Here is a 25842-nt window from a genome sequence, read left to right as displayed (position 1 = left end):
CGGCCTTTTATTAGATAAGGGGCAAAGATGTTGGATTCACTCGCAACTTCGATGCACCGTAAGCCACGTCTTCGATTGGCGGTTCTATTAACTGCACCTGTTTTATGGTTAGTAGTTGCCTATCTAGGCGCACTAGCCACACTACTTGTCACAGCGTTCTTCACAATTGATAGCTTCACAGGAAATGTTGTCAAAAAATTTAACCTTGAGAATTTCTACGACATGTTCACCGATGCCGCATATAAAAACGTAGTTTTAAGAACACTTGGAATAGCTATTGGTGTCACAGTTATTTGTTCAATTCTGGCAATTCCTATGGCTTTTTATATGGCAAAAATTGCAAAACCGAAGTCACAAAAGCTCCTAGTAGCACTCGTTCTCACTCCGCTATGGGCTTCATACTTAGTAAAAATCTATGCCTGGCGCACCATGTTAGAACCCAATACGGGCGTGGTTGACTGGCTCTTTGGCTCTCTCGGAATTCACTCTCCTGGTTTTGGAGGACCAGCAATTATTATTGGGCTTTCATATCTATGGCTTCCTTACATGATTCTTCCAATTTTCGCTGGTTTAGAAAGACTTCCCAATAACCTTTTAGATGCATCTGGGGATTTAGGGGCACATAATTTCTATACATTTAGAAAAATAATTTTGCCTCTAATCTTTCCATCGCTGGTGGCAGGTTCTATGTTTACTTTTTCATTGAGCCTTGGAGACTACATTACCGCTCAGATTCTCGGTGGGAAACTACAGATGTTGGGAAATGTTGTCTACCAAAATTTCAGTATTAATCTGCCTTTCGCTGCAACTATATCGATGATACCTATCACTATTATGGTAATTTATCTTTATCTAGTTCGCCGAACTGGCGCCTTAGCGAGCATGTGATGACTATTTCTACTCGCGCCAAATATGCTCTCATGGCACTTATGGGAGTCGGGCTTGCCTTTATCTATATTCCACTTTCAGTTGTAGTTATCAACTCTTTTAATGCAAGTAAGACCTTTTCATGGCCACCATCTAGTTTTACAACTTTGTGGTGGTCTAAAGCCGTTGAAAATACTGGTGTTCGTGAGGCGTTGAAATGGAGCCTTTTTGCAGGTTTAGCGGCTACTTTTATCGCATTACTACTAGGTACAACTTTGGCCTTTGCTGTAAGTCGCTATAGTTTTTTTGGCCGCGAAGTTATCTCTTTACTTGTCGTTCTTCCAATTTCATTGCCTGGTGTTGTAACTGGAATAGCACTAAATAACGCCTTCACTAAGCAGTTAGGAATGTCTACTGGATTACTTACGGTTGTAATAGGTCACGCAACATTTTGTATCGTCATCGTCTACAACAATGCGATTGCCAGATTGCGTCGAATGGGAACATCCCTGCAAGAGGCATCGATGGATCTAGGGGCAAATGGCATTACGACTTTTCGTTTAATCACTTTACCGAATCTAGCTTCGGCTTTATTTGCTGGAGGGTTGCTAGCTTTTGGTCTCTCCTTTGATGAAATCGTCGTAACTACATTTACTGCAGGTCCAGGAATTCAAACGCTGCCAATTTGGATTTACAATAATCTATTTCGTCCAAACCAAGCACCAATCGTAAATGTTGTCGCTGCAACTCTGGTGGTTCTCTCGATTCTTCCTATCTATTTGTCTCAACGTCTGAGTCAAGACTCAACCTCTGGCGGGCGCTTTTAACTCTCTTTATATCTAGTTAACCCATGAAGTATGAAGTGGGCGACCCTCGGAATATCCTGCTGAAGATTGAATTCCAACAACTGCGCGCTGTGCAAACTCATCGAGCGTGTTCGCCCCAGCATATGTACATGATGAACGTAAACCAGCAATAATCTCGTCGAGTAAATCTTCAACACCAGGGCGCTGAGGATTTAAATACATGCGTGAAGTTGAAATTCCCTCTTCAAATAGAGATTTCCTTGCACGATCAAAGGCATCTTCACCTGTTGTTCGTGCTGCAACTGCGCGCGCCGAAGCCATTCCAAATGATTCTTTGAACAATTTCCCATTTACATCGCTCTGTAAATCTCCAGGAGATTCATATGTGCCTGCAAACCAAGAGCCAATCATTACTTGTGAAGCACCAGCGGCTAGGGCAAGTGCAACATCGCGCGGGTGACGAACACCTCCATCGGCCCAGACGTGAGCGCTTAATTTTTTCGCCTCTGCTGCGCACTCAAGAACTGCCGAAAACTGAGGGCGCCCAACTCCAGTCTGCATGCGAGTTGTACACATCGCACCAGGACCGACTCCTACTTTTACAATCGTTGCTCCTGCCTCTATCAAATCGCGTGTGCCATCGGCTGTGACAACATTTCCTGCAACGATGGGAATTGATGCACCTAAAGATCTAATCGCATGTAGCGCCTCGATCATCTTCTTTTGATGTCCATGTGCCGTGTCAACGACTAAGACATCTGCACCGGATTCGATCAGTGCAGCAGCTTTGGCGGCAATATCGCCATTAATTCCAACGGCCGCTGCAATACGCAATCTCTTATTGCTATCAAGTGCGGGCGAATACAAAGTCCCACGCAAGGCACCAATTCGAGTCATTATGCCAACTAAATCGCCATTAGCAGAAACTACGGGAGCGAGTTTGTGGCGGTGGAAGTTTAAGAACTCGAAAGCCGCTCTTGCATCCAATGTGTCTGCCATTGTTATTAGCTCTTTGCTCATAACTTTATGGAGCTGGGTAAAGCGATCAACACTCTTACAATCCTCTTCGGTCACTATTCCAACCGGTTTACCGTCATCAACGATCACGATGGCACCATGTGCACGCTTAAATAACAAGCTCACGGCATCGGCAACAGTTTGCTCAGGGTTCAACGTAATTGGAGTATCAAAAAATGTATGCCGAGTTTTAACCCACTTTATGACGCTGTCGACCACAGCGTGAGGAATATCTTGAGGTATCACGGCGATGCCCCCGCGACGCGCAATTGTTTCGGCCATTCGCCGGCCTGAAATTGCCGTCATATTGGCAACAACTATAGGAATGGATGTGCCTGATCCATCGTTAGATGTTAAGTCAACATCCATCCGACTAGATAGTTCTGAAACGCTCGGCACCATGAATACATCGTCATATGTGAGGTCGTGGGTTGGGTTATTTATATAGCGCACGTATCGAAACTATACTCAGGTAGAATAAACAAATGTCTGAATCCCTCATTTCCGCCCGTGGTCTGACGAAGAAGTTTGGTGATTTAGTTGCTGTGGACGGTATTGACTTTGATGTTTCAAAAGGTGAGTCCTTTGGCCTGCTCGGACCAAATGGAGCAGGCAAGTCAACGGTTATGCGCATGGTTGGTGCCACATCCCAACGTGATGCCGGGGTTCTCACGATTCTTGGAAAGGATCCGGACAGGCAGGGACCTCAAATCCGCGCACATTTAGGGGTTGTGCCACAACAGGATAATCTGGATACAGAGTTAAGCGTTATTGAAAATCTCTACATCTATGGGCGTTACTTTGGCTTACCCCGTGCCTTTGTTAAGGCAAAGATTGAAGAGCTTGTGGCCTTTGCACAGTTAGAGGAAAAGCGAAACGCTAAAGTCCAATCACTCAGTGGTGGTATGAAGCGCCGTTTGACAATTGCCCGCGCCCTTGTAAGTGAGCCTGAAATATTGATGCTGGATGAGCCTACAACTGGGCTAGACCCACAGGCACGGCATATTTTGTGGGACCGTCTCTTCCGATTAAAGGAGCAGGGAGTAACACTTCTCATAACGACACATTTCATGGATGAAGCCGAACAGTTGTGCGATCGACTCATTGTTATGGATAAAGGCAGGATCATGGCGCAGGGAAGTCCTGCATCGCTTATAAAAGAATACTCAAGCAAAGAAGTTCTTGAGGTCCGCTTTGGCTCGGATCGAAATCAAGGTGTAGCTGACACATTGAACTCTCTTTGCGAACGGATTGAGGAGCTTCCCGATCGCATCTTGATGTACACCGATGATGGTGAATCGCTGCTAGAAAAGATTTATGCAAGTGGATTACACCCAAAGACCTCTTTAGTACGTCGAAGTTCTTTAGAGGATGTTTTTCTGCGCTTGACTGGAAGAACGTTGATTGAATGATGAGTATGACAACTATTCGAAAGGGCTCTGCTCAACTTGTAAATTCAGAAAAGGTCAAACTACGCGGAGCTTTATATGTTGCAGAGGCACGCATTCGTGCCATGATGAAATGGATCTGGCTGATTATTGGTATAGCCATAGCTAACCCAGTTTTGTATTTAATATCCGTCGGAATAGGTCTAGGTGGTTTGATAGATGAGAGTGTCGGAGCTACCGGAGTTGATGGCGTTAAATACCTGACCTTCTTAGCTCCTGCCCTGCTAGCACAGGCTGCGATACAAGGTGCGCTTGAGGAAACTGTTTATCCAACTATTGAAGGTTTCAAATGGAATAAGACTTTCTTCTCTATGAACTCAACACCATTGAGCGGAGTACAAATCTCAATAGGAGTATTTCTGGCAGCGATTTTTCGCACAGTATATACAGTTCTTTTTTACTTCGGTGTTATGTGGGCTTTTGGTGCCCTTGAATCACCTGCGGCATGGTTAGCAATTCCAACGGCGATACTAGCTGGGGTCTCATTTGGTGCACTCATGCAGGCATTAGCTGCGCGATTGGAGAATGAAAATATCTTCTTTGTGATTTTGGGCCGTTTTATTATGATGCCGTTGTTTTTATTCTCTGGAACCTTTTTTCCCCTTACGTCAATGCCTTTCTTCTTGCAGTGGATCGGTTGGATTTCACCTTTGTGGCATGCAACTGAACTTGGGCGATATTTGACGTATGGTCACGCTATTTCCCCGATGATGTTGTGGGTTCACTTCCTGCTCCTTGTAATCATGTTAATCAGCGGTCTCTATCTCTCGGCTCGCATTTTCACGAAGAGATTGGCCAAGTAGATGTTTATTCCAATGGCCGTTGCAATCGCCGAAGCCCGAATCGGTAAGAGGGGGGAGCGCTATTACTCAGGTCGTGTGCCACAACTTTTAGAGCGTGGCTTTATTGTCTTTCGATCCTCAACTTGGATGATTGTCTTATCTGGTTTCGTTGAGCCAGTTCTTTATCTGCTCTCTTTTGGATATGGAATTGGAATGCTTTTACCTACGATTGAAAGCGGTGGAGAGAGTATAAAATACGCTATTTTCATCGCACCAGCATTGCTTGCAACGAGTGCAATGAATGGCGCTATTTACGATTCAACAATGAACGTCTTCTTTAAACTAACTCATGACCGGATCTACCATGGAATGCTTGCCACTTCTATGGGGCCACTCGATGTTGCACTTGGCGAAATTGGTTGGGCACTTCTACGGGGATTTAGTTATGCATGTGCATTTATGGTTGTTGTGATTCCTCTTGGTTTAATTCCAAGTATTTGGGGGGTTCTAGCTATTCCTGCCGCTGTGTTGATTGCATTTGGATTTGCATCCTGTGGAATGGCATTAACTTCTTATATGAAATCATTTCAACAGTTAGAGATAGTAAACATGTTACTGCTTCCGATGTTCCTATTTTCTGGCTCTTTTTTCCCTTTAAGCGTTTTTCCACAGTGGCTGCAGTTCACTGCAAATCTGCTCCCACTCACGCATGCCATTAATTTAGTCCGCGGTCTGTGTTTAGGATATATAGATATAGCACTAGTCGGCCATGCAATGTATTTTGTAATTATGATTATTTGCGGACTTTTCTTTACAACTAAGCGATTAAATGCTCTTTTTATGAAATAAAAAAGAAATTCCCGCGTAAACACGCGGAGTTTCGGGGGTTGCAAAAAAAAATTGGCATGAGATACTTAGGTCTTAGTTCGAAAGGACTAAAAAACGAACCGGGAGAGTACTTCTCAAACGAGTTTCAAACGCTGAAACCTTTGCCGTACAAGCTTTACAATGATTACACAAACCAATCACAAGGAAACTTTTAGATTCGTCCCTGCAACTTCAGTCGAAATTCCACCTGAAAGAGTTGCCGCCCTTTTGAAATCTGAATGGGAGTTATTTACCAAGCAAACCGGGAAAAGTGCCGAAGAAAGTAAGCGCTCTTTTAAATCACTTCCTTTGGGAGTGACCTCGAGTTTCCAACACTGGGATCCATATCCGATCTCAATTGTTAGCGCTAAAGGGGCTTGGATGACTGACGTCGATGGTCGCAAGCTCTTGGATTTATCCATGGGTTTTGGCGCCATGCTCGCCGGTCACTTAAACCCAACGGTTGTGGAGGAAGTGAAGAGTTCTCTTGAGACAGGCATGCTCTTCGTAACCCCATCTCCAATATCTACCGATGCCGCTGAGCGTATTTGTCGCCGCTTTGTCATCGATCAAGTTCGCTTCACGAATAGCGGAACTGAATCCACAATGTATGCCGTTCGCACTGCTCGAGCAGCAACCGGCAAAAATGGGATTGTCAAAGTTGAGGGCGGCTATCACGGTAGTTACGACCCATTTGTAGTCTCAGCCAAACCACCAATTAATGTGATTGGTGATGTTAGTGATCCAATTGCGTATGTTCCGGCAGGTATAGTTCCTGGAGATGTTTACGTAGTTTCCTTCAACGATGCCGATTCACTAGAGCGCATTTTTGAAGAAAACGCCTCTAAGATCGCCTGCTTTATCATCGAACCTGTAATGGAAAACCTTGGAATTATCTTGCCAGACGTGGGTTATCTGGAGCGCGTTCGCGAACTCTGCGATGAGTACAACGTTGTTTTAATCTTCGATGAAGTTAAAACAGGATTAACCGCTGGACATCAAGGCGCAGCACAGCGCTTAGGAGTCATTCCGGATTTGATTACTCTCGCAAAATCTATCGGCGGCGGGCTTACTTTGGCCGCCTTCGGTGGCAAGAAGAAGTACATGGACTTTGTCACAAATGGCAAGATGGCACATTTTGGTACTTTCAACGGCAATCCACTTGCCATGGCAGGTGTTCGCGCCGTTGATAAAATATGTACTAAGGAAACTCTCGCAGTTGCTGAGGCATTCAACCAACAAGCGTTAGATCGCATTAATGAAATAATCGATGAGTACCAGTTGCCAGCACACACTGTTGGCTTTGGTGTTAAAGGCTGCATTACCTGGTCAACGACGCCGCTTCGCAATTACCGTGACTACAAAGCCACAGATTTTGCGATTGCCGAGTTGTCATGGCTTTTCTCGCTGAATCGCGGAATCATTACGCCTCCAGGCCTAGATGAGCAGTGGTTAATCTCCTTAGCGCATGGACAAAATGAGGTAGATCTTCTCGTTGAAGACTTCCGTTTGTTTGCTCAAACCTTGCGCGCCTAGCCTCTCCCACCAAGCCATCTGTAAGCCACCGGCCTCAGGTGGCTTTGTGCTGCCTAAGGATTAGGTACTTGACAGCAATGCCAAAGTGATGTCATAATGACACCATGAAGATGTCAAAGTTTATAGAGCTCTTATCGAGTGATATTAAGGCCCTGGGTAAGCTCGGTGGCCAAGAACTAGATTCAGCGGTTTCACGCTTAATTCCTACACTTGCACCGGTTTTACGCACTCGTTTATTAGAGGCTCTTACTGAAATCGCAGAAGAGCTCAGCGAGCAACTCCCCGGTGCCCATTTAGAGGCTCGGGTTCAAGGCGATGAAATCGAGCTCATATACGTCGAAGATAGCTCCACAGTCAGGGAGAACCCAGCCGACCTAAATGCCCGAATCACCTTAAGGCTTCCTGAGGATTTGAAATCTCGAATTGAAAGTGCGGCCACGAATGAGGGCATCTCTTTGAATTCATGGCTACTCAAGGCAAGTGACCGCAACAGCCTCTCCATCACTATCGGGAAACGACAATTAAGAGGAAAGGGAAAGAGCTAATGAAATTCCAAAAAGAGATTTTTACGGCAAGAGAAGAGAGTTTCGAGATTGAGAACCCCGAAGTTTTTCTCGAAGGTATTTCAAGCGAGATTACAATTAACGAGTCACACGATGGTCTGTGTCACGTCAAGATCCTTGCCAATTCAAAGAAAGCTTTAGAAGAGGCCGAGTTTGTTGAGATTAGCGCAGAGGTGGGCGAGTTGAATGTGCGCTTCCATAAAAAGGGACGTAGATTTTTAGGTATCAGTGAGGACTTATTAAAAGGCCTCTCGGCCGAAATAGCGCTTCCCCGTAGCTCTAAAGTCAGCATCAAAACAGTTACCGGTGATGTCGAAGTTAATCAAACTCTTGAAAGTCTACAGATTAAGTCTGTAACAGGTGACGTCGAGATTAGTCATAACCCTGCGACTATATGCATTGTCAAAACGGTATCAGGTTCTATTGCGACACACACTTTTTCAGCCTGCGATTACACATTAAAGAGTATTAGTGGTGACATAAAAGTTCATGTTGCTCCGGATTTAGAGGTTGACGTTGATGGAAACTCAGTAAGTGGTGACTTGAACTCTGAGATTTCACTTGATGGTTCTAATGACTTATCAACGGGCAGCAGCAAAGTAGTAAGAATAAAAACCTCCACAATAAGTGGCAATTTTAATCTAGCAAGAAATTAACCAGGAGAGGAAATAAGCAAAATGAAAAATAACAAATACAATGGATGTCTGCATAAGAGCTCACGATCAAATTCAAAGTCTGATCAACCAAATATGAGTAGCACTGATCTTCAATACTTATATGGCCTTGGACGAATTATTTAATTTAAATACGCCTTACTTACGATCGCTTTAGAGCTTTGAGAAGCAAGATGCCTATTAGTTTCTTTATGAAAATCAGAAGTTGTTGTGGTGAATTAACTTTTTTACCTTCACGTTTTAAAAAGTTTATGAACCGCGCACGTCTAAATTTACTTCCACTATGTATTTCAATGAAGCTCTCGTGGGTTAGCCATAAAACCCCCCACGTAGCTGAAAGATTCTGGTAAATCGATCCTGGTGTTGAGATTGAGCGAGCTAAAGCAGGCTGAAAGAGCGCAAATGCCCTTCTATCCGCTTTGGTCGCTAAACCGACCATTCCGTACTCTGTGGCAAGTAGGTAGTCGCACAATTGTTTCCCGTCGAAATCGCCATCGAAATCCCCTTCAATAAAGAGATGAAATGGGATTGGTGCATTAGAAAATCGAGATAAAATATTAGCAATCTCTAGATTTTCTTCGCCTACTTCTTCGAAAGTGACGTTACTTTCACTCTTTAACCAGCTTAATATTTCGCGTAAATCTGCGTGCTTATCACTCACAGGTGAGTAACGTTTCTTTAATTGGCTCCAACTACCAAGCAAAATGAAGTTAGCTTGGGTTCCTGGAAGTGAAGTTAAACGTGAACAAATACCCTTTAATTGCTGCAAATTGCAGGTTCTTACGTCAATAATCGCCTCGTATGTTGGGATCACCCACGAATTAGTGGCACGCGAACGAGTTTTCTTCATCTCCGGAATATATTGGGCTAGCGACGGTTGATTGTGTCGGTCAATCAAATCCTTATTTGATTCAACAGTGCTGTAACCCAAGTGCCAGGAGAGAGCTGATCGTTCGGGAACAATACGGATACCCTCCATAAATAGGCGCCAACCCAATTCCGTATCTTCACCTGTCACTAAATTTCGCCTATAACCCCCAAGTTTTTTCCAGAGTGCGCTTTTAATTGAAAAAGTTGCTCCAACAAAAGATCTATATCCCTCTAGGGCTGGGTGTAATAAATCTGACGTTCGCTCAATACGCTTTTCCCAGAGATCTTTACTCCAACTCTCTGAATGCATATCCGCAAATTTTCCGAAATTTATCATTTCAAAAGCAGCTTGTGGCGAATAATCCCACTTCTGGACAAAACGCTTCCAACCCAAAACCGCATAATCATCACTATCGTGATGCCACTTCATATGGTGCGCCAAATGCTCTTTCTCAAAAACCATATCGGCATCTACAAACCAGTAAACATCGGCTTTAATTGTTGCCGTCACATCATTGGTTGCCGCAGTTTTGCCCCAGCGGTTCTGGGTATTTCTATATCGAATTACCTTGCTCTTTTTGGGAGCAATTACGGGAATTGTTATTGGTATTTCACTGCCGTCATCGATTACATGCACACTTACTAAGTTCTTTGGGTAGGTCTGAGCGGCGAGAGATACCATGAGCAGATCGAGTTTTTCTTGACCATCTCGGCAGGCTGTAATGATTGCTACTGAGAGAGTGGGGCTTTTAACCAGAGAGAGATTTGCCGGTCTCTCAAATCTAAATATAGGTTTATCGGTCATTGTGTACCAAAAATTTTATCCTGCCAGAGACCAACTACTTGTTGATTGGCATTTTTAAGGTACTTCGAATAATTAGTGACATACGTGTGAAAAGTGAAGCTTCTCCTATATATATAGCCAGCACCAAAAGTTCGCCAAATTCTCCCACCATTTTCAGTGACACGGCCAAGTAAGTATCTATCAACAGCAGTTGTGCCGCTCCCAAACCACCCAGCCAATTCTCCAGCGGAGCGCGAAACTAAAATAGTTCCACCACAGACCCAATCACTCCAAATTTCAACTGCTTGTGTGCCTTGAACTCCAAAGCGGCGAACGGTTAAATCGAGTGGCTCTAGATAAACATAGTTCATTGCCCGTCCAACAACGTCTGCCCCTTTATCAACTATTGCATCTACTAGATCACGTAAGTGCTCTGCTCCGTAATAATCATCATCATCCATTTTGGCAACATAATCTCCAGATGTTTTATCAGCAAGGTTTGTTAAAACAAATCCAAGAGTTGCCGTCTTGGTAAATTTTTCGACTTTTACTTTTACGCCTCGTTTGTTTAATTCACTTATTAATAATTTGTGTCTCGCATTCAATTGGATCCCGTGCAGACCAATCGCTAATTCAAAGTTTTTCAAGGTTTGTAACTTAATTTGGGAAAGTATAGAGGTTAGATCATCTGATCTAACCGTAGAAAGCACGACAGATACCGTTGGATATTTTTTCATTTTTTTACGGCGAGATAAACGAAGTTCTAAAATCGCTTGAATTTCCTGAGAAAATGTTGTTGAGCGATCCAACGAGTTATTCTCACCTGAATACATTTGGCTAGATTACCAATAATGCATGCAAAGGTGTTCGTCTCATGAAGATTGGGCCAATCCTGCTAAGATTTTGACATGTCTCAAGGAGTTTCTTCCCCCAAGAAAAACAATCAAAGCCTCACGACCCTAAAAAAGCTTCTTTTGAATTGTAAGGCTCTGCCTAAGTCCGGGATTTATTTCGTAAAAGAGCGGTTCGGTAAGGTAAAACCAGTGAAATCAAAGCTGGTCTTAGTTATCTCTTTCCCGCGCTCAGGTACGCATGCTTTGGGTAGTCTGGTTTCGCAGGAAAATATTGGGTTTAGGTACCACGGAGAGTTCTTTGCATTTAATCATTGGAGTTCAGTGATTGAACGACTCAATCGTTACTACCCATTTTTCTCCTTTCGATTTTATTTGAATTTTAAGACTCAAAGGCAAAAATGGCGTACGTACCGATTTGAGTCATCTACCTTATGTGCAACTAGGACAATAAGGGCAATGAAGAAAATTCATGGAATTCATATTATTAAGGTTTTCCCTACACACCTTTCGGACCCGGTTTTAGAGTCGATAATTGCCGAGCACAATCCTCATATTATTTTCTTACGCCGAAATCATCTTGATCGCTTTGTTTCGCATAAAAAAGCTAATAAAACGGGTAAGTGGCACACAGCTTCTACCGAAGGCGTGGAAATCGATATTGATGAAACTGAACTTAGTAAATTCATTAATGAATATGAAAAATTTTACAGTAGGTACGTTCACTTTGCTAATGCCCATCAGTGTGCAATATTGGATGTTGACTATGAAATGTTACAGGATACAAAAACCATTGAGTCGATACAGCATTTCTCGGCATGGGAAGGCTTTACAGATTTTAACAAGTTAGCAAAAATTCCGACAACGGCTAAACAAGACTCTTCTCGTACAGTTCAGGATAAGTATTTGGCGAACCGTGGGAAAAAGATTTCGGATTTTGATTTTGAGAAGATTGAAGTTATTTGATGCGCATAGAAAATCAAATATTAAAAGAGTTAGAAAATGAGTCTATCGAAATATTCCGAGAGGCGGCAGTCTCTTTTCGTAAACCTGTGATGATGTACTCCATTGGTAAGGACTCTTCGGTGCTGTTGCACTTAGCAAGAAAAGCATTTTTCCCTTCTCCAGTACCATTTCCTTTGCTACACATTGACACAACGTGGAAATTCAAGGAGATGATTGAGTTCCGTGATCGTATCGTCGCTCAAACAAACTCTCAGCTCATCGTCTATACCAATGAGGAAGGCGTCGCAGCTGGAGTAAATCCCTTCACCTTAAACGCCTCTGAATACACGAGAATTATGAAGACCGTGGCGCTAAAGGCGGCTTTGGATCTTCATGGTTTCGATGCCGCAATTGGTGGTTCACGTCGAGATGAGGAAAAGAGCAGAGCTAAGGAACGAATTTTTAGCGTGCGAGATCCAGGCCACAGATGGAATCCGCGTGAGCAGCGTCCTGAACTGTGGCGAACCTACAATACGCGATTGTTGCCTGAACAAACGATGCGTGTCTTTCCTATCTCAGATTGGACTGAGACTGATATTTGGCGCTACATCTATCAGGAAAATATCGAAGTTAATCCCCTTTATTTTTCAAAAGAGAGACCAATGGTTCAGCGCGGTGACCAATTAATTATGGTCGATGATGAACGTTTCCCATTGGTTAATAATGAAACCCCGGTTATGAAAAGAGTTCGTTTTAGAACTTTGGGTTGTTACCCATTGACTGCAGCTGTCGAATCAGATGCGCTAACAATTGAGGATGTTGTTGAAGAAGTCTTACATGTAAAACTCAGTGAGAGAGCAACGCGACTCATCGATGGCGACAAGGAGGATTCTATGGAAAAGAAGAAGACGGAAGGTTACTTCTGATGACTACCTCTGTTATACGCCTACTGACTTGTGGCAGTGTTGATGATGGAAAGAGCACTTTAATCGGCCGCCTTCTTGTTGAAACCGATAGCGTTCCACATGACACGGTTGGCGCAGCGAGAAAAGTACGCAGGACTGGATCCACAATTCCAGCTGGGGAAATTGACTTTAGTTTGTTGACAGATGGTTTAGAGGCAGAGCGCGAGCAGGGAATAACTATCGATGTCGCGTACCGCTCCATGTCGCTTCTGAACGGTAAACGGCTAATTATTGCCGATGCTCCTGGCCACGAGCAGTACACCCGAAACATGGTTGTAGCCGCATCAAGGGCAGATATTGCGCTCGTTTTAATTGATGCAACTAAAGGTGTACGAACTCAAACTCTTCGCCACTTAACAATCTGCTCATTGATGGGTGTCAACCGCATAATAATCTCTATCAATAAATTAGATGCCCTAAATTATTCACAAAAGATTTTCGATGAAATATCACAGGCAATAACAGCTGCCACTAATCGTTTACAACTATCCGATGTGCACATTGTGCCTATCAGCGCATTAGCTGGCGACAACGTGGTATTCCCAGGTGAGAATATGCCGTGGTATGTCGGTCCAACTCTGCAAGATGCTATCCAGAGCTGGATCGCTCCTAAGGATTTAGAGATAGATGGCTTAATGAGGATTCAAATGATCTCTAGAGCTGAGAATTTTCGTGGGGTAGCAGGGACCGTGCGAGCCGGCTCATTTAGCGCCGGAGATGAGATTGTCATTTACCCAAGCAATCAGAGGGCAAAAATTGCAAGAATCGCAACCTTTACTGGAGATGTTGAGAAGGCTGTGGAAGATGATGCAATCACTTTTGTCTTGGAGCCAGAAGTTGATGCGACACGCGGAGATATAGTCGCTAAGAACCCTGCGGATTTAATCCCATCAGATCGATTTGCCGCACACGTTGTGTGGTTAAATGAAGACCCACTCATTCACAGCCGTTCATATTTAATGGTTTCTGGACCAACTACTTCTCCGGCAATAATCACAAAGATTAAACATAAAGTCGATGTGAATAGCGGAGAGCATATTTCATCTGATGCTTTAAAAATGAATGAAATTGGTTTAGTTGAAATTGCAACTGACTTTCCAATGGTTATGCAGCCTTATAACCAGTCACGAGAGTTCGGAAACTTCATACTCATAGATCGTCTAACTCTTAAAACAGTTGGTGCAGGAATGATTCTACACTCACTGCGCCGTGCCTCCAACGTCGTCCTTCAAGATTATGAAATTACAAAAACTATTAGGTCGGCGCAAAAGAATCAAAAATCTCGAACCGTCTGGCTCACTGGCCTATCTGGTTCAGGTAAATCCACCATTGCAAACGCGCTTGAAAAGAGATTGCTTGCCCAAGGAGCTCACGCATACGTCCTGGATGGCGACAATCTACGGTTAGGTATAAATATGGATCTTGGTTTCACGCCTGAGGATCGCGCTGAAAATGTACGTAGAACCTCTGAAGTTGCAAAATTGATGGTTGATGCAGGGTTAATCGTTATTACGGCGCTCATAAGTCCATTTGAGGTTGATCGCCAACGGGCGAAATCAATTTTTCAAGATGGTGAATTCCTTGAAGTATTTGTTGACACACCGGTCGAAATTTGTCGAACACGCGATCCAAAGGGATTATATAAAAAGTCGGCGGCAGGCCAAATCCCTAATTTCACTGGAGTTGGACAGGATTACGAGCGCCCGGCTCATCCAAATTTGATTCTAGATGGAACAAAACTGGTTAACGAAAACGTCGATCTCATTATGAAGGAGCTCTTGTGAATTGGATAGCTTTTGCCTTTATCGGAGCTTTCGCTCAGTTAATTGATGGGGCGCTGGGAATGGGCTTTGGGTTAACTAGTTCAACTCTTCTGGTGACTATGGGTGCCGGTGCTGCAGTTGCATCTGCGGCTGTGCATGCGGCAGAGATGGGAACAACACTTGCCTCCGGCGTCTCTCACTGGCACGCCGAAAATATTGATAAACGAATTCTTATTCGACTCGCAATTCCTGGTGGAATTGGCGCATTCTTAGGTGCAACTTTCCTCTCATTCATTGATCTATCCACATCAAAGATATTTATCTCGACCCTCTTGTTATTTCTCGGCTTTCTACTCTTATATCGAAATGTCGTAAAAGAAGAGTCTCAGGTCAATATGATCGAAATTAAGAATCCAAATTTCTTAACTTTCTTAGGTTTTTCGGGTGGTTTTGTAGATGCTTCAGGTGGTGGTGGTTGGGGGCCATTGGTCACTCCAACTCTCATTTCAACAACTGCAACACAGCCGCGAAAAGTAATTGGCACCGTTAGTGCCGCTGAGTTTGTCGTAGCCGTATCTGCAAGTATCGGATTCCTTGTTAATTTCAATCGAATTGATCTCGACTGGTCCACCGTCGGAGGATTGGCACTTGGAGGAACTCTTGCCGCGCCGATTGCTGCTCGCTTAGTAGGCAGGCTTCCCGCACGTCAACTCGGAATTTTAATAGCTATAGCAATCATCCTTCTCAATGGAATCAGAATTATTCAGGCATAGATTTTCTTTCTTATCATTGAAAAATTCTTTAAGAACTGTAGACCAAACGCTCCTGCGGTTGACCTGTAACTTTACTGATCAATTCGAAATCTTTATCTACATGCAAAATTGTAAGTCCGCATTTTTCGGCAGTTGCCGCCAATAATAAATCAGGGATTAAGGGCGCACGATGTTTTCCTACTCGCGCGAGTTCACGTAATACCTCCCACGCACGCTCTTCTATTGCAGGTGATAGCAGTTCAATTGGCATTGTGGAAATTGGCGGGTTATTGATGGATGCGACAAGCTCCTTTGAAGATCTAGCTGAGTAGCCAATCTCTAATCGAGTAATTGAGGAGAGATGGACAACTCCAGCAGTTATTCGTAAAGCCCACAGTTTGGCATCGGGGGAAGAACCCAGACGTACAAGCGCCGATTTATCAATGAGCCATCCTGTTACCGCCATGCTCCATCCATAATCTCCTCATTAGCTAAATCGGGTAATAACGCAATGAGGTTTTTAAGATGCTGTTCAGTCACCGATTCAATGGAAGAAGCACTTATTTGCGTCAATGTTCGTCGGACATATTCAGCACGTGAAATTCCCAGATTAGCCGCCTTTATATCGAGATCCTGCAAAACCTCAAGGCTGAGGTTGCGAATCAATAAATCGGCCATATTGCCCCCTAAGTGATATCATATGATATCACTTAGGGGGCAGAAAAGCCCCCGGTGTGAATGGCACCGAGGGCTTAACGTCTGATCCTGTAATCCTTCGCCTGATTCTTGATGAATGAAGTTCGCCTTTACTGTCTTCGATCAGGTTGGGCATCTCAGTTACTTCACCATCTGGCGTATTGAGGTTCCAAATATTCTTAGATTAAGTTGAAAATGTGCGAATAATTCCCAATATGGCTGGACCTAGAATAATAATTAGAACACATGGTAAAAAAAATAACATGATTGGTGCCAAAATTTTCAACGGCACTTTCTGGCCTTGCTCTCGCGCTGACTCTCGGCGGGCCGCACGCATTTCCTTCGACTGTTCTTCTAGAACACTCGATACCGGAATACCAAACCTATCAACTTGAACCATAGCGCCTACAAATCTTTGAACGTGTATTTCATTAGTTCTTTGCGCCATTGCATTTAATGCGTCAGTGCGTGACTGACCTAGTTGCACTTCTTTGGTAACGCGCGAAAACTCATCAGCCACTGGCCCTGACTGTGTTTCAGCCACCTTAGTAAGGGCAGCCGGAAATGCTAATCCGGCACTGACGCACATTAAGAGCATATCAATTGCATCAGGTAACGATTGGGCGATGAGTTCCTTACGCTTTAAAACTCTGTTTTGCAAAAGAATATCCGGCATAAAAAACCCCAAAGAAATCAAAAAAAGGCTAAGGGGTAAAACACTAAAGCTCTGACTCTTGGTCAGTAGATAGAAATATGAAATAATTAAGGCAAAAAATGAAAAAACAAGTTTTCGCTTAATTAAAGTAAAGTAATGGCTAGATTCCCAATCGCCCGCGCTACTCAACAGATTTTCCAGTTTTGTCTTATACTCTCGCCAAATAATCCGTTTGCCGATCTCCTCCAAATTTGGCAAAAAATACCCGAAAACAAAAAAAGCCAAAACTAACGGGATGGCTGAGGTCGTTTTAAATAAGAGAAGTAAGAAACTAATTCCGAAGCCCACCAATGAGAAAGCCAATTTACGGCGGACTAAGGAAGTGAAACCCTCGCTTCCAATAACACCTGAATTGGTAATCAAAGTTTGGAGTCGATTCTTATACTGGTCCCTAATAATTCGGTTACCATAGTTTTCAAATAGCTTTATGGCTGTTGAAATTTGTACAGGAGGTTTTTGTATCCTTCGTGGCTTATCGCCCACCACATAAGCATTAATCAGGTACTTACGCCGTATCCTCAAACGTGTTGCCGAAAAATTTTTTGAAAAATACGTAAGCCCCCAGTACACCACAGTAAATGAGGCGACAGCGACAACAAAACTGACTAGGAAGCTCTGCAGTCTCATTATATTTTTATCTCTATAATCTTCTTAATCCACAGCCAACCAATTGATAAAGCTAATGCTATTACTCCCAAAAGTAGAAGACCAACCGCCTCTGTCCAGAAAATTCTCACGTACTCTCTTTTTGTTAGAAATAGAAAACTAAATATTCCAATAGGTAATGCCATCAATATATATGCTGAAAGTTTTCCCTCAGCTGAGAGAGTACGAACTTCTCGTCTAATTTCTGCTCTCTCTTTTACGGTCGTATACGTAGTCCCCAAAATAGTTGCGAGACTTCCACCAACATTTCTTTGAATTGATAAGGCAGTTACGGTCCACTTTAAATCTTCGTTATTCATTCGCACTGCAATACTCATTAAGGCATCCTCCGCCGTTGTACCCATTTGAATCTCAGAAGTGGCTCGTCGAATCTGCCGCGCTACCTCTCCCTTGTTATCCAGAGTAAAAGCCTCAAGTCCTTGTTGAAGAGTTAGCCCTGATCTCAGGGCACTTGCCACAATATTTAGTAAATCAGGGAGCTCTTCTGCAAAAAGTCGAATCTGTTTCTTATGTCTTCTCTTTACATACTTGGCAAAGAGGTATGGTGTTAAAAGTATGGCCATGATTACGGCAACAAACACATTGGAAAATATGGACCACCCTAGAAAGAATAATACAATGGAGAGTACGCAAAGAATTTTTACAACTCGCTCAAAGGATACCTCGCTGTGAATTAGTTCAAGACGAATATTTATCCACCGTACAAATCTAGGAGGGAGAGCATCAAAATTTAAATTTTTCCTAATTTTTGCAATATGTTGATTACTTACCTTTTGAATTGTATGAGTTTCAAGGGCTCCCCAACGGTTTCGGCGATTTCGCTTGTCACCTAAATTTTTACGAATGAGAAGAAGAAAGAGAAATGTGAGAAAAAACATTGAAAACGAAATTAAATATGGGATGAAACGCCAATTGGTCCCAGTGTACTCAATAGGTACCGTTACTGTCGATGGTGTGAGAGTTGGTTTTAGAATTGTAGTGAGGCTTTTCTGGTAAACCTCTATTAATTTACTCACCTCACTTAATGGATAGAAAACTCCATCACTTGAGTCAGATATTGATTGTAAGGTTTTGCCTTGCTGTGAAGTGGTTTGTAAACCTATTGAATCTACCGGTATCCCTCGAAGCGCCAATGTAGTTAGAAGATTGCCTGCACTTTCTTTACTAACCGTATCCTCCCCGTCGGTTAAGAGAATTATGCGTGACTTACCTACCTGTGGAGCGCTTTCTAAACCAAGCTTAACTGCATCAAATAAGGCCGTCTCACCTTGCACTTTTAAATTTATTACTGCTTGCAAAAGAGGTTGCCGATTTTTGGTAAGCGGAACGAGCAGAGTTGCCTTTCTACTAAAGATAATAATTCCTGCATCTACATTGGTGGGCAGAACTGTAATAATCGATGTAATTGCATTTTTAACTGCATTGATTTTGGTCCCGTTCATGGAACCACTTACATCGATCAAAAAAAATATAGAATTTTTGTTGTGCTCCACTGCATGGATGTGTGGCAGACCTGCACTCATTATAATGCCGAGAAAAAGAGAGAGGATAAAAAACCGATATTTTTTACGCATTATCGCTTTGCTTTGTGGGAGTTGAGTTAATCACAGATCTGTGACTTCCTTGATTGACTAATAAACCGGTAGACACTAACTCTCCCGGATGTGGGGATTTTGGATTTTGATTGTGTTTAAAGGTATAGAGATCCTGCATCTGAATCACGTTGGCCTCTAGACCTACTACTTCGCTTATTTGAGTAATGCGGCGCGATCCATCGCGCATGCGACTTTGTTGAACAATAATGTCAATCGATCCCACTATTTGTTGACGGATCACCTCCACTGGAAGATCCATACCGGCCATAAGTGCCATAGTTTCAATACGCATTAGTGCATCCCTAGAAGTGTTTGCGTGCACAGTTGTTAATGATCCTTCATGGCCCGTGTTCATCGCTTGCAGCATGTCTAAGGCCGCTCCGTCACGAACTTCTCCTACGACTATTCGATCTGGGCGCATTCTCAAAGCATTTCTCACTAAATCTCGAATGGTAATAATGCCTTTCCCCTCGGTATTAAGAGGGCGAGACTCAAGACGAATTACGTGTTCCTGAGGTAACTGTAATTCTGCAGCATCCTCAATTGTAATAATTCTTTCGTCTTTACCTATATAAGAGGAGAGAACATTGAGAGTGGTTGTTTTACCCGATCCAGTTCCTCCACTAATCACAATATTGTACTTTGCCTGTATGCAACTTGCCAGAAAATTCATTGCGTCGATACTTATAGTTCCAATTGCGATTAAATCTTTACTGGTAAATGGATCCTGTGAGAATTTTCTAATTGTGATTGTTGAACCATCAATTGCAATTGGTGGTACAACTGCGTTTATTCGGCTTCCATCTTGTAAGCGAGCATCAACCATTGGACTCGATTCGTCAATTCTTCTACCAACCTGACTTACAATTCTTTCGATTGTCCGGCGCAGGTGTTCCTCCGAACTAAATTTAAGTTCAGATTGCAAAATTCGACCACCTTTTTCAATAAAAATCTGATCGAATCTCTTTACCATCACTTCAGTTATCTCTGAGTTTCGGAGTAATGATTGTAATGGCCCAAGTCCCAAAATCTCATCGGTAATCTGCTGCACCAGAGTTGCTCTGTCATAACTTGTAAGAGAGCGTTCGCTAACTGAGAAAACATCAGCAATGGCTTCATATACGTGCTGTTCAAGGACTGCATCTTCAATTTGTCCAGAATAAAGCTGTTGACCGAGAGATTGTATTAGTTTTTCAAGAACCCGGTTTTTAAGATGTTGATTATCCTCCTCTTCGATAGGAAGAGTTTCTATTCTTTCTCTCAATGTTTCAATATTCGGAAAGGATTTTGCCTCAGTTGGATCTCCCGGCTGTAAGCGTTTGGAAAGGCTCATCGATTTCTCCTTAAGAAGAATTTGGGTTTCTCGACAGTTTTATTGCGGCGGAAACGGCGATCTGTGCTTCTAGCAAGGAAAATATAAGCTTTGCTCACCGGATTTTGTGGACTGTCTAGCACGATTGGAACACCCTTATTTGTTGATACTGAAACCTCCACACTAGATGGAATTTGAACTGAAAATGGTGCTCCGATCATCTCCTCTGCCTCTGCGATTCCGAGGCCGGCTCTCAAGTCACTTTTATTTAATACGTACTCAAGTTTTGATTTAGGAATACTTAATGCTTCAAGTGTGTTTTTCACCAATCTCAAATTTTTTATTGCTGGCATATCTAATGTAGTAAGTAGGAAACAGCGATCTGCCATATCGAAGACCTGTAGTATAACGTCGGTAAAGGCGGGCGGGGAATCGACAATTATGTAGTCGTAACTCTGTCTTAGCTTATCTATTAAATTCTCAGCCAATTTTGCGCTAATAAATTCTATATCCGTTGGATTGGTTGGCGCTAAAAGAATATCTAGGTTGTCTTCTTGATTAATTAGTAGTGATTGAATTCCTAATTCATCTATATTATTCTGCATACTTATTGCATCACTTATAGTTTTCTTTGGATCAATTTGCAAAGCTATAGCAACGTCGCCAAATTGAAGGTCAAAATCAAGTAGCACTACTTTCGCTTTGACGTCCGAACTTAAGGCATACGCCAAATTTATAGCCGTTGTTGTTTTCCCACACCCACCTTTTGCAGAGAAAACAATAAGGACTTTTCCCTGTGTCGTGCTCGGCCCTTCATGCGTGGAGTTCTCAATAATCTGTTGTGAAATAGTGAGTGATCGTTTACATGCTGCAACCAATGCACCAGCATCCTCGCTACTAATTACTTCCCGCAGCCCAGCCCGAAGTGCCTCTGTAAGAATACCGATCTCTATTCTCTTGCGTATGAGAATTACACCAATGTCAGGGCGTTCAAGCCTAAAATGTACGCCGATAGATCTTGCTGTATCCAATTTAATATTTGGGCCAATAATAATTAATTTTTCTTCTGGCTTCTTGGAAATCAAATCGTATAGTTCAGTGACTGAGTCCGTCACATCGACTTTTTCTCCTAAGGTGAATTGATAGCGTTGAACATCATCAGTTCCATCTGTCAATACTATGGTCACTTTATCTCAACTCCATCTGAGCGTAGAGCAAAGTAAAGATTTTCAGTTCTTGTTGCGTGTATTAGTTTTAGTGCCTGTTCAGGAGTAACTGCTACTGTAATCAATACCGATGAGGTTGCTGGGACCTGACCGGAAGTATCGGCATGAATTTGATTCCCAATAGCAAGAACTGTAATTTGGGGAAAAAGAACACTTGTGATTCTTGCCCCAGAAGTACCCTCCTTAGTTCCAAAAATTGCAATCTCTGAACCTGGTTGTAGAAAAGAGCCAACTTTTTCAGGTTCTCCAATCATCACAGTTACTGCAAGCATTCCCTGTGGGACTTTAAGAGCTGAGGTATTTGTAGCTTTTTCACCAAAATTTGGCGTGGTCACAAACTGGCCGGGATGAAGTTCATTGAGTGCTACAAGTGCTCCATTTGAATCATTGACACTTGTTATGGCAAAAGGGGGCAAAGATTGGCGCGGAACTTGCGTAATCTGAATTAACCCACTGCTAAATGCAGTGCCTAACGATGTCCCAACAGGGATGGGTTGCCCCACTATAAGAGTTGGAATTAATTCCTGCTGCGATGTAATTCTGGATTCAATACCTGCTGTGTAAACGAATATGATGGTGGCAGTCAGTACTGAAAGTAGCAATATTCCGAGTAGTTGTAGATTGCCCTTCTTTGCACTGAATATCACTTTTTTCATCTAGCAATTTCCTTTTCTCATGGAAGTAGTTGGATTGCTTGAGCTCCGATTGATGGAAAATTTGGATCTGTCGAAACATCTGCACCGGGTGCAGCTGCACGTTCAAATGTACCGTAAACACAGAAGGCCGTGCTATCGCAGTAGGAAGGCCAATAATTCGTGCTGCTCTCACATATTTCATTAGTTGGGCATGCAGGAGTTACCCCTGCTAATCCAGAGTTCTTGAATCTCAAACCCAATAGCTTGAATGCAAAGAAGCTTGCAACTTCGAATTGGTAACTTCCTTGACAGTTGACGCTTGTACTTGAACATATAACGCTTGTAACTACTGGTACGAAGAGAGTTACATTGATGAAGCTCGAAACTTGGGAATAAAAATTTAAGCCGATATCTGAACATGGCTTCTCCACCTGTAAGAGCGAGGGTTCGGAAGTCAGTAAGTCAGCCACCCTGACACTTTGCTGCGAAGTCACACCCGGACAGCCAATATTTGCTAACAAACTGAAGCCTTTTGTAGGTGAGGCATAATAAAAATTGACCCCATTTAAATCTGTAACTGTGCATCCACCAGTAACGACAGGGTCATTAGAGGAAAAGCTTTTAATAATTCTCGTCCCTCCCAATGCGTAATCGCAGATTGGAAGAGCCATTGGGAAAAAAATTGGAGCAAAACTAGATTTACCCCAGGCGCTTTGTGCACAGCCAGGAACGGTTGTACCAGCGTCATTTTGATTTAAAATATTGGAAAAAACATTCTCTATAGAAGTACCTTGCGTTGTTCTAGTTGAAGTAGTGACTCGAATATAGTTTAAATATTTAAGATCAACAGTTTTGCAGTCAAATATCGCCCCCGAATTACTAGAACATGAATTTAGTGGGGATTGCCCGCACACCTCAATTACATCTGTAAGTGAATCTGGGGAGTTAAGGTTTGCGTATTTTTGGGCAAAATCTTTAGCATCTATAGGGCTAGTACAAACCGGGCCTGAGTAGCCAGAACTAACTCCATCTATGACACCATTTCCGAGATTGGCGCACTCTCTGGCAAGTGCCAAACTTGCAGCATCTGCGGCATTTTGAATTACCCGCCTTTCTGAAAATAAAGAGCCGGTATCTGCCACGATCACAAACATTCCAATAACTAGCGAAGAAGAAACAAGAATTGCGACAATAAGAGCGATTGTTCCTGATTCGCTCTTACCCTTTATCCAACGCATCTCATAACTCCTCTTGATCGAATTGTGAAGTCATTGGCAAGTGTTGAATTTGGGGAGACAAGCGTCAATACCCCGACCGGTAGTAACCATTTGAAATTAGTCGAAACATCAACCGTAGTATTTTCATTTAAAGTAGTTGTTGAACAGGGCGTTTGGACTACAGTCAAAGCGGCTACGTTTGCAAGTTGAGATAAAACCGCAGCTCCTGGAGCACTTGAATTTACTAAATCTATGACGTTCTGAGGGGTAGGGGTTCCATTGCTATACAACGAACTCAACCTAACTCCCTCTCTGCTCGCACTCGTAATGCTTATTTGGACGAAAAAAATACGTCCAAAATCTATGAGTGAAACTATAAGTAGTAGAAGTAAGGGCAATACAAGTGCAAATTCAACTGCTGCTACGCCTTTAGTGTCAGAGAAGGTTCTTCCTTGTATTTTTAATATGTTTAACACGAAAGGAAGAACCTTTTCGAAAGCTAGAATTCAAACTTAAATACTGCAGGTATTCGTTGCGGCAGTCCAAACCCCACCAACTACTGCGCAACGTGCCCTGGCAAATAGATTTGATACACTTGTTCCAAGTAATGTAACCGCACCGATAATCACGATAGCGATCAAACCAACTATGAGCGCATATTCAACAGCAGTGACTCCACGCTCATCAGAATGTATGGATTCAACTTTAGTTTTCAATCCTTCAAGAACCTGATTGGCCGTGATAATCCCTTTAACAATAAAGCCTGTCATAATACGCACCCTCCTAAAGGCGACAAGGGGAAACTCCCAACGAATTTGGGAGTAATTCGTAATCCTTAATGGTAAGTGTATGGGTGATTGGCTGAAAATATAAGCGTTTCATTTAATTTGACTCTTAAGTGTCGCTGAGTGGTGCGATACGCTCGACTCCATGGCTAAAATTGTGATTCCTGCAACTTTCCTATTATATGTGGCTTCGTACTTAGTTACTGGCTGGTCTATCCAGTTACTATCCCTAATTGCACTAGCTACCGTAACTGTGCCTCTTGTGGTTACAGATATCAAAGAGCACAGACTGCCAAACTCGTTTACCTCTACGGGGTTCATTGCAGGTCTTGGAGTTTCAATAATTCTAGCTATAAAGGAAAGCAGTCTCGGACCAGTAATACACACTTTGAGTGTTGCCCTACTTACGGGAAGTGCTTTCTTAGTGCTTTATCTTTTCTCGCGCGGCGGAATGGGAATGGGTGATGTAAAACTCGCAATAATGCTGGGGGCATTAATTGCTCCCTTTGGTTGGCCCGTATTAGTCATGGGTTTTATTGTGGCTTTTATCTTGGGGGGAGCATGTGGGCTAATTTTATTGGTGAGCAAAAAAGCCAACAGAAAAACGCTAATTCCATTTGGCCCCTACTTGCTAATAGGAGCGTGGGTATCGATTTTTTTCGGTGCGAATAAAGCCCAGGAGATAATTAACTTGTGGTCAATAAACTCCTAAAAAAACATTTTTGTCCGAGACATCACACTGTGCGCGCGGAGGGACTCGAACCCCCAACCTTCTGATCCGAAGTCAGATGCTCTATCCGTTGAGCTACGCGCGCTGGATTGCTAAGAATACCGTGTGAAAGAAAGATCCATTGCCACACAGAAAAGGCACTACGCAAGGATGAAAACTGCGTAATGCCTCGCCTATTTAGAGTTCGCTATTTAGAAAAACCTAAACCACTCGGACTTCCGGCCGCCCAGATTATTTTCATATGATCCGGATCCATCGCTTTATCTGAGATAACTTCATAGTTTCCCCAAATGGAGTATCCGCCATCAACCCAGTACACACTTTTTTCGGCTGCAGAACCGACCCAAATAATTTTTATATGTTCGCTCCAACCAGAACCTCCGGCAACATTTCCATTCCATTCATTTGTATCCCACGCTCCGGCACAGTACTTTGGATTGTCATAACCGTTTGCTTTACATGCATCCCATGCAGCGTTCCACTTCATTACTAAGTGGTCGGAGGCGTATGTTGAATCGCCCCAAACTTTTCCATCCAAAACTTTGTCCACGCCATCGGCAGGACCTGAGAAAATTCTTGCCTTGTAGTTATATCCATTGTCATTAAAACCACCTGCGGCAGATGCCGGGGGTGAGAAGAATGATAATAAAGAAAGGCTAATAAGTGACGCTCCAGTTAATAGTCGAAATTTCATTGTCTTGCCATAGAGAAGTGACATTTATTTATCCTCCTTAAGGATATTATGAACATACCTCATTAAATTGTTAAATGGAAG

The 25842-nt window shown here is 42.9% G+C and carries 27 protein-coding genes and 1 tRNA gene; 13 read left to right on the top strand and 15 right to left on the bottom strand.

Translation table 11 applies throughout. The features are described 5' to 3' along the window. The first annotated feature begins 27 nt into the window (after positions 1–27). On the top strand, positions 28–888 hold the full coding sequence (locus tag Q8K48_07990) for an ABC transporter permease (protein MDP1852336.1): 861 nt from the start codon (positions 28–30) through the stop codon (positions 886–888). Further along, positions 888–1694 (top strand): ABC transporter permease, encoded by an 807-nt coding sequence (locus tag Q8K48_07985; GenBank protein ID MDP1852335.1) that lies wholly within the window; start codon positions 888–890, stop codon positions 1692–1694. Before Q8K48_07990 ends, Q8K48_07985 begins: the two co-directional genes overlap by 1 nt. Positions 1695–1706: 12 nt before the next feature. Here the strand turns inward: Q8K48_07985 and Q8K48_07980 are convergent, their stop codons facing one another. Next, positions 1707–3143, bottom strand: a complete 1437-nt coding sequence (locus tag Q8K48_07980; protein MDP1852334.1) for a GuaB1 family IMP dehydrogenase-related protein — start codon at positions 3141–3143, stop codon at positions 1707–1709. A 32-nt stretch (positions 3144–3175) separates the two neighbouring features. Between Q8K48_07980 and Q8K48_07975 the strand changes: the two genes are divergently transcribed. From Q8K48_07975 to Q8K48_07950, 6 genes are all read left to right on the top strand, one after another. After that, positions 3176–4102 carry an ATP-binding cassette domain-containing protein gene (locus Q8K48_07975; protein ID MDP1852333.1) on the top strand — a complete coding sequence of 309 codons (927 nt, stop codon included), beginning with the start codon at positions 3176–3178 and terminating at the stop codon, positions 4100–4102. Positions 4103–4107: 5 nt separating this feature from the next. Continuing rightward, positions 4108–4941: an ABC transporter permease gene (locus tag Q8K48_07970; protein ID MDP1852332.1), complete on the top strand. Its 834-nt coding sequence runs from the start codon at positions 4108–4110 to the stop codon at positions 4939–4941. Then, complete coding sequence (locus tag Q8K48_07965; protein MDP1852331.1) at positions 4942–5769, top strand: ABC transporter permease; 828 nt, start codon at positions 4942–4944, stop codon at positions 5767–5769. Positions 5770–5928: 159 nt separating this feature from the next. After that, on the top strand, positions 5929–7323 hold the full coding sequence (locus Q8K48_07960) for an aminotransferase class III-fold pyridoxal phosphate-dependent enzyme (GenBank protein MDP1852330.1): 1395 nt from the start codon (positions 5929–5931) through the stop codon (positions 7321–7323). Positions 7324–7427: 104 nt separating this feature from the next. Beyond that, on the top strand, positions 7428–7868 hold the full coding sequence (locus Q8K48_07955) for a toxin-antitoxin system HicB family antitoxin (GenBank protein MDP1852329.1): 441 nt from the start codon (positions 7428–7430) through the stop codon (positions 7866–7868). Then, positions 7868–8542 (top strand): DUF4097 family beta strand repeat-containing protein, encoded by a 675-nt coding sequence (locus tag Q8K48_07950; GenBank protein MDP1852328.1) that lies wholly within the window; start codon positions 7868–7870, stop codon positions 8540–8542. The genes Q8K48_07955 and Q8K48_07950 overlap by 1 nt, the downstream gene beginning before the upstream one ends. Positions 8543–8702: 160 nt before the next feature. Here the strand turns inward: Q8K48_07950 and Q8K48_07945 are convergent, their stop codons facing one another. Both Q8K48_07945 and Q8K48_07940 read right to left on the bottom strand, forming a co-directional pair. Next, a complete protein-coding gene (locus tag Q8K48_07945) occupies positions 8703–10235 on the bottom strand; it encodes a glycosyltransferase family 2 protein (GenBank protein ID MDP1852327.1) in 1533 nt (510 codons plus the stop codon). Beyond that, positions 10232–11047: a glycosyltransferase gene (locus Q8K48_07940; GenBank protein ID MDP1852326.1), complete on the bottom strand. Its 816-nt coding sequence runs from the start codon at positions 11045–11047 to the stop codon at positions 10232–10234. The genes Q8K48_07945 and Q8K48_07940 overlap by 4 nt, the downstream gene beginning before the upstream one ends. 75 nt (positions 11048–11122) lie before the next feature. Between Q8K48_07940 and Q8K48_07935 the strand changes: the two genes are divergently transcribed. The 4 genes from Q8K48_07935 to Q8K48_07920 are packed head-to-tail and all read left to right on the top strand — an operon-like array spanning position 11123 to position 15511. After that, positions 11123–12031, top strand: coding sequence for a sulfotransferase domain-containing protein (locus Q8K48_07935; GenBank protein MDP1852325.1), 909 nt, complete (start codon positions 11123–11125; stop codon positions 12029–12031). Further along, positions 12031–12936 carry a sulfate adenylyltransferase subunit CysD gene (cysD, locus tag Q8K48_07930; GenBank protein ID MDP1852324.1) on the top strand — a complete coding sequence of 302 codons (906 nt, stop codon included), beginning with the start codon at positions 12031–12033 and terminating at the stop codon, positions 12934–12936. Before Q8K48_07935 ends, cysD begins: the two co-directional genes overlap by 1 nt. Further along, the gene (gene cysC, locus Q8K48_07925) at positions 12936–14759 is read left to right on the top strand and encodes an adenylyl-sulfate kinase (GenBank protein MDP1852323.1); all 1824 of its coding nucleotides are present in this window, start codon (positions 12936–12938) and stop codon (positions 14757–14759) included. Before cysD ends, cysC begins: the two co-directional genes overlap by 1 nt. Beyond that, a complete protein-coding gene (locus Q8K48_07920; protein ID MDP1852322.1) occupies positions 14756–15511 on the top strand; it encodes a sulfite exporter TauE/SafE family protein in 756 nt (251 codons plus the stop codon). Before cysC ends, Q8K48_07920 begins: the two co-directional genes overlap by 4 nt. A gap of 28 nt (positions 15512–15539) precedes the next feature. Here Q8K48_07920 and Q8K48_07915 read toward each other — a convergent pair whose 3' ends face one another. The 10 genes from Q8K48_07915 to Q8K48_07870 form a co-directional block, all read right to left on the bottom strand. Then, positions 15540–15956 carry a PIN domain nuclease gene (locus tag Q8K48_07915; protein ID MDP1852321.1) on the bottom strand — a complete coding sequence of 139 codons (417 nt, stop codon included), beginning with the start codon at positions 15954–15956 and terminating at the stop codon, positions 15540–15542. Then, on the bottom strand, positions 15947–16168 hold the full coding sequence (locus Q8K48_07910; protein ID MDP1852320.1) for a hypothetical protein: 222 nt from the start codon (positions 16166–16168) through the stop codon (positions 15947–15949). The genes Q8K48_07915 and Q8K48_07910 overlap by 10 nt, the downstream gene beginning before the upstream one ends. Positions 16169–16370: 202 nt before the next feature. Beyond that, on the bottom strand, positions 16371–17528 hold the full coding sequence (locus Q8K48_07905; GenBank protein MDP1852319.1) for a type II secretion system F family protein: 1158 nt from the start codon (positions 17526–17528) through the stop codon (positions 16371–16373). After that, complete coding sequence (locus Q8K48_07900; protein ID MDP1852318.1) at positions 17528–19090, bottom strand: VWA domain-containing protein; 1563 nt, start codon at positions 19088–19090, stop codon at positions 17528–17530. Before Q8K48_07900 ends, Q8K48_07905 begins: the two co-directional genes overlap by 1 nt. 43 nt (positions 19091–19133) lie before the next feature. Next, complete coding sequence (locus tag Q8K48_07895; protein ID MDP1852317.1) at positions 19134–20495, bottom strand: CpaF family protein; 1362 nt, start codon at positions 20493–20495, stop codon at positions 19134–19136. After that, positions 20492–21661 carry an AAA family ATPase gene (locus Q8K48_07890; protein MDP1852316.1) on the bottom strand — a complete coding sequence of 390 codons (1170 nt, stop codon included), beginning with the start codon at positions 21659–21661 and terminating at the stop codon, positions 20492–20494. Before Q8K48_07890 ends, Q8K48_07895 begins: the two co-directional genes overlap by 4 nt. Beyond that, entirely contained in the window at positions 21658–22356 is a 699-nt protein-coding gene (cpaB, locus tag Q8K48_07885; protein MDP1852315.1) for a Flp pilus assembly protein CpaB, read from the bottom strand. The genes Q8K48_07890 and cpaB overlap by 4 nt, the downstream gene beginning before the upstream one ends. Positions 22357–22373: 17 nt before the next feature. Next, positions 22374–23573 carry a pilus assembly protein TadG-related protein gene (locus Q8K48_07880; protein MDP1852314.1) on the bottom strand — a complete coding sequence of 400 codons (1200 nt, stop codon included), beginning with the start codon at positions 23571–23573 and terminating at the stop codon, positions 22374–22376. Next, positions 23561–24028 (bottom strand): pilus assembly protein, encoded by a 468-nt coding sequence (locus Q8K48_07875; protein ID MDP1852313.1) that lies wholly within the window; start codon positions 24026–24028, stop codon positions 23561–23563. Before Q8K48_07875 ends, Q8K48_07880 begins: the two co-directional genes overlap by 13 nt. A gap of 36 nt (positions 24029–24064) precedes the next feature. Next, positions 24065–24322: a Flp family type IVb pilin gene (locus tag Q8K48_07870; GenBank protein ID MDP1852312.1), complete on the bottom strand. Its 258-nt coding sequence runs from the start codon at positions 24320–24322 to the stop codon at positions 24065–24067. A gap of 160 nt (positions 24323–24482) precedes the next feature. Between Q8K48_07870 and Q8K48_07865 the strand changes: the two genes are divergently transcribed. Continuing rightward, a complete protein-coding gene (locus Q8K48_07865) occupies positions 24483–25049 on the top strand; it encodes an A24 family peptidase (protein MDP1852311.1) in 567 nt (188 codons plus the stop codon). A 30-nt stretch (positions 25050–25079) separates the two neighbouring features. Here the strand turns inward: Q8K48_07865 and Q8K48_07860 are convergent. Both Q8K48_07860 and Q8K48_07855 read right to left on the bottom strand, forming a co-directional pair. Continuing rightward, positions 25080–25152: transfer RNA gene (locus Q8K48_07860), tRNA-Arg, on the bottom strand. A 102-nt stretch (positions 25153–25254) separates the two neighbouring features. After that, on the bottom strand, positions 25255–25785 hold the full coding sequence (locus Q8K48_07855; GenBank protein MDP1852310.1) for a hypothetical protein: 531 nt from the start codon (positions 25783–25785) through the stop codon (positions 25255–25257). Positions 25786–25842: the final 57 nt, after the last annotated feature.

This window comes from Candidatus Planktophila sp. (assembly GCA_030681675.1).
GTDB lineage: Bacteria > Actinomycetota > Actinomycetes > Nanopelagicales > Nanopelagicaceae > Planktophila.
Note: the sequence above shows the minus strand (reverse complement) of the source record. Positions and strands in the feature narration are given on the sequence as shown.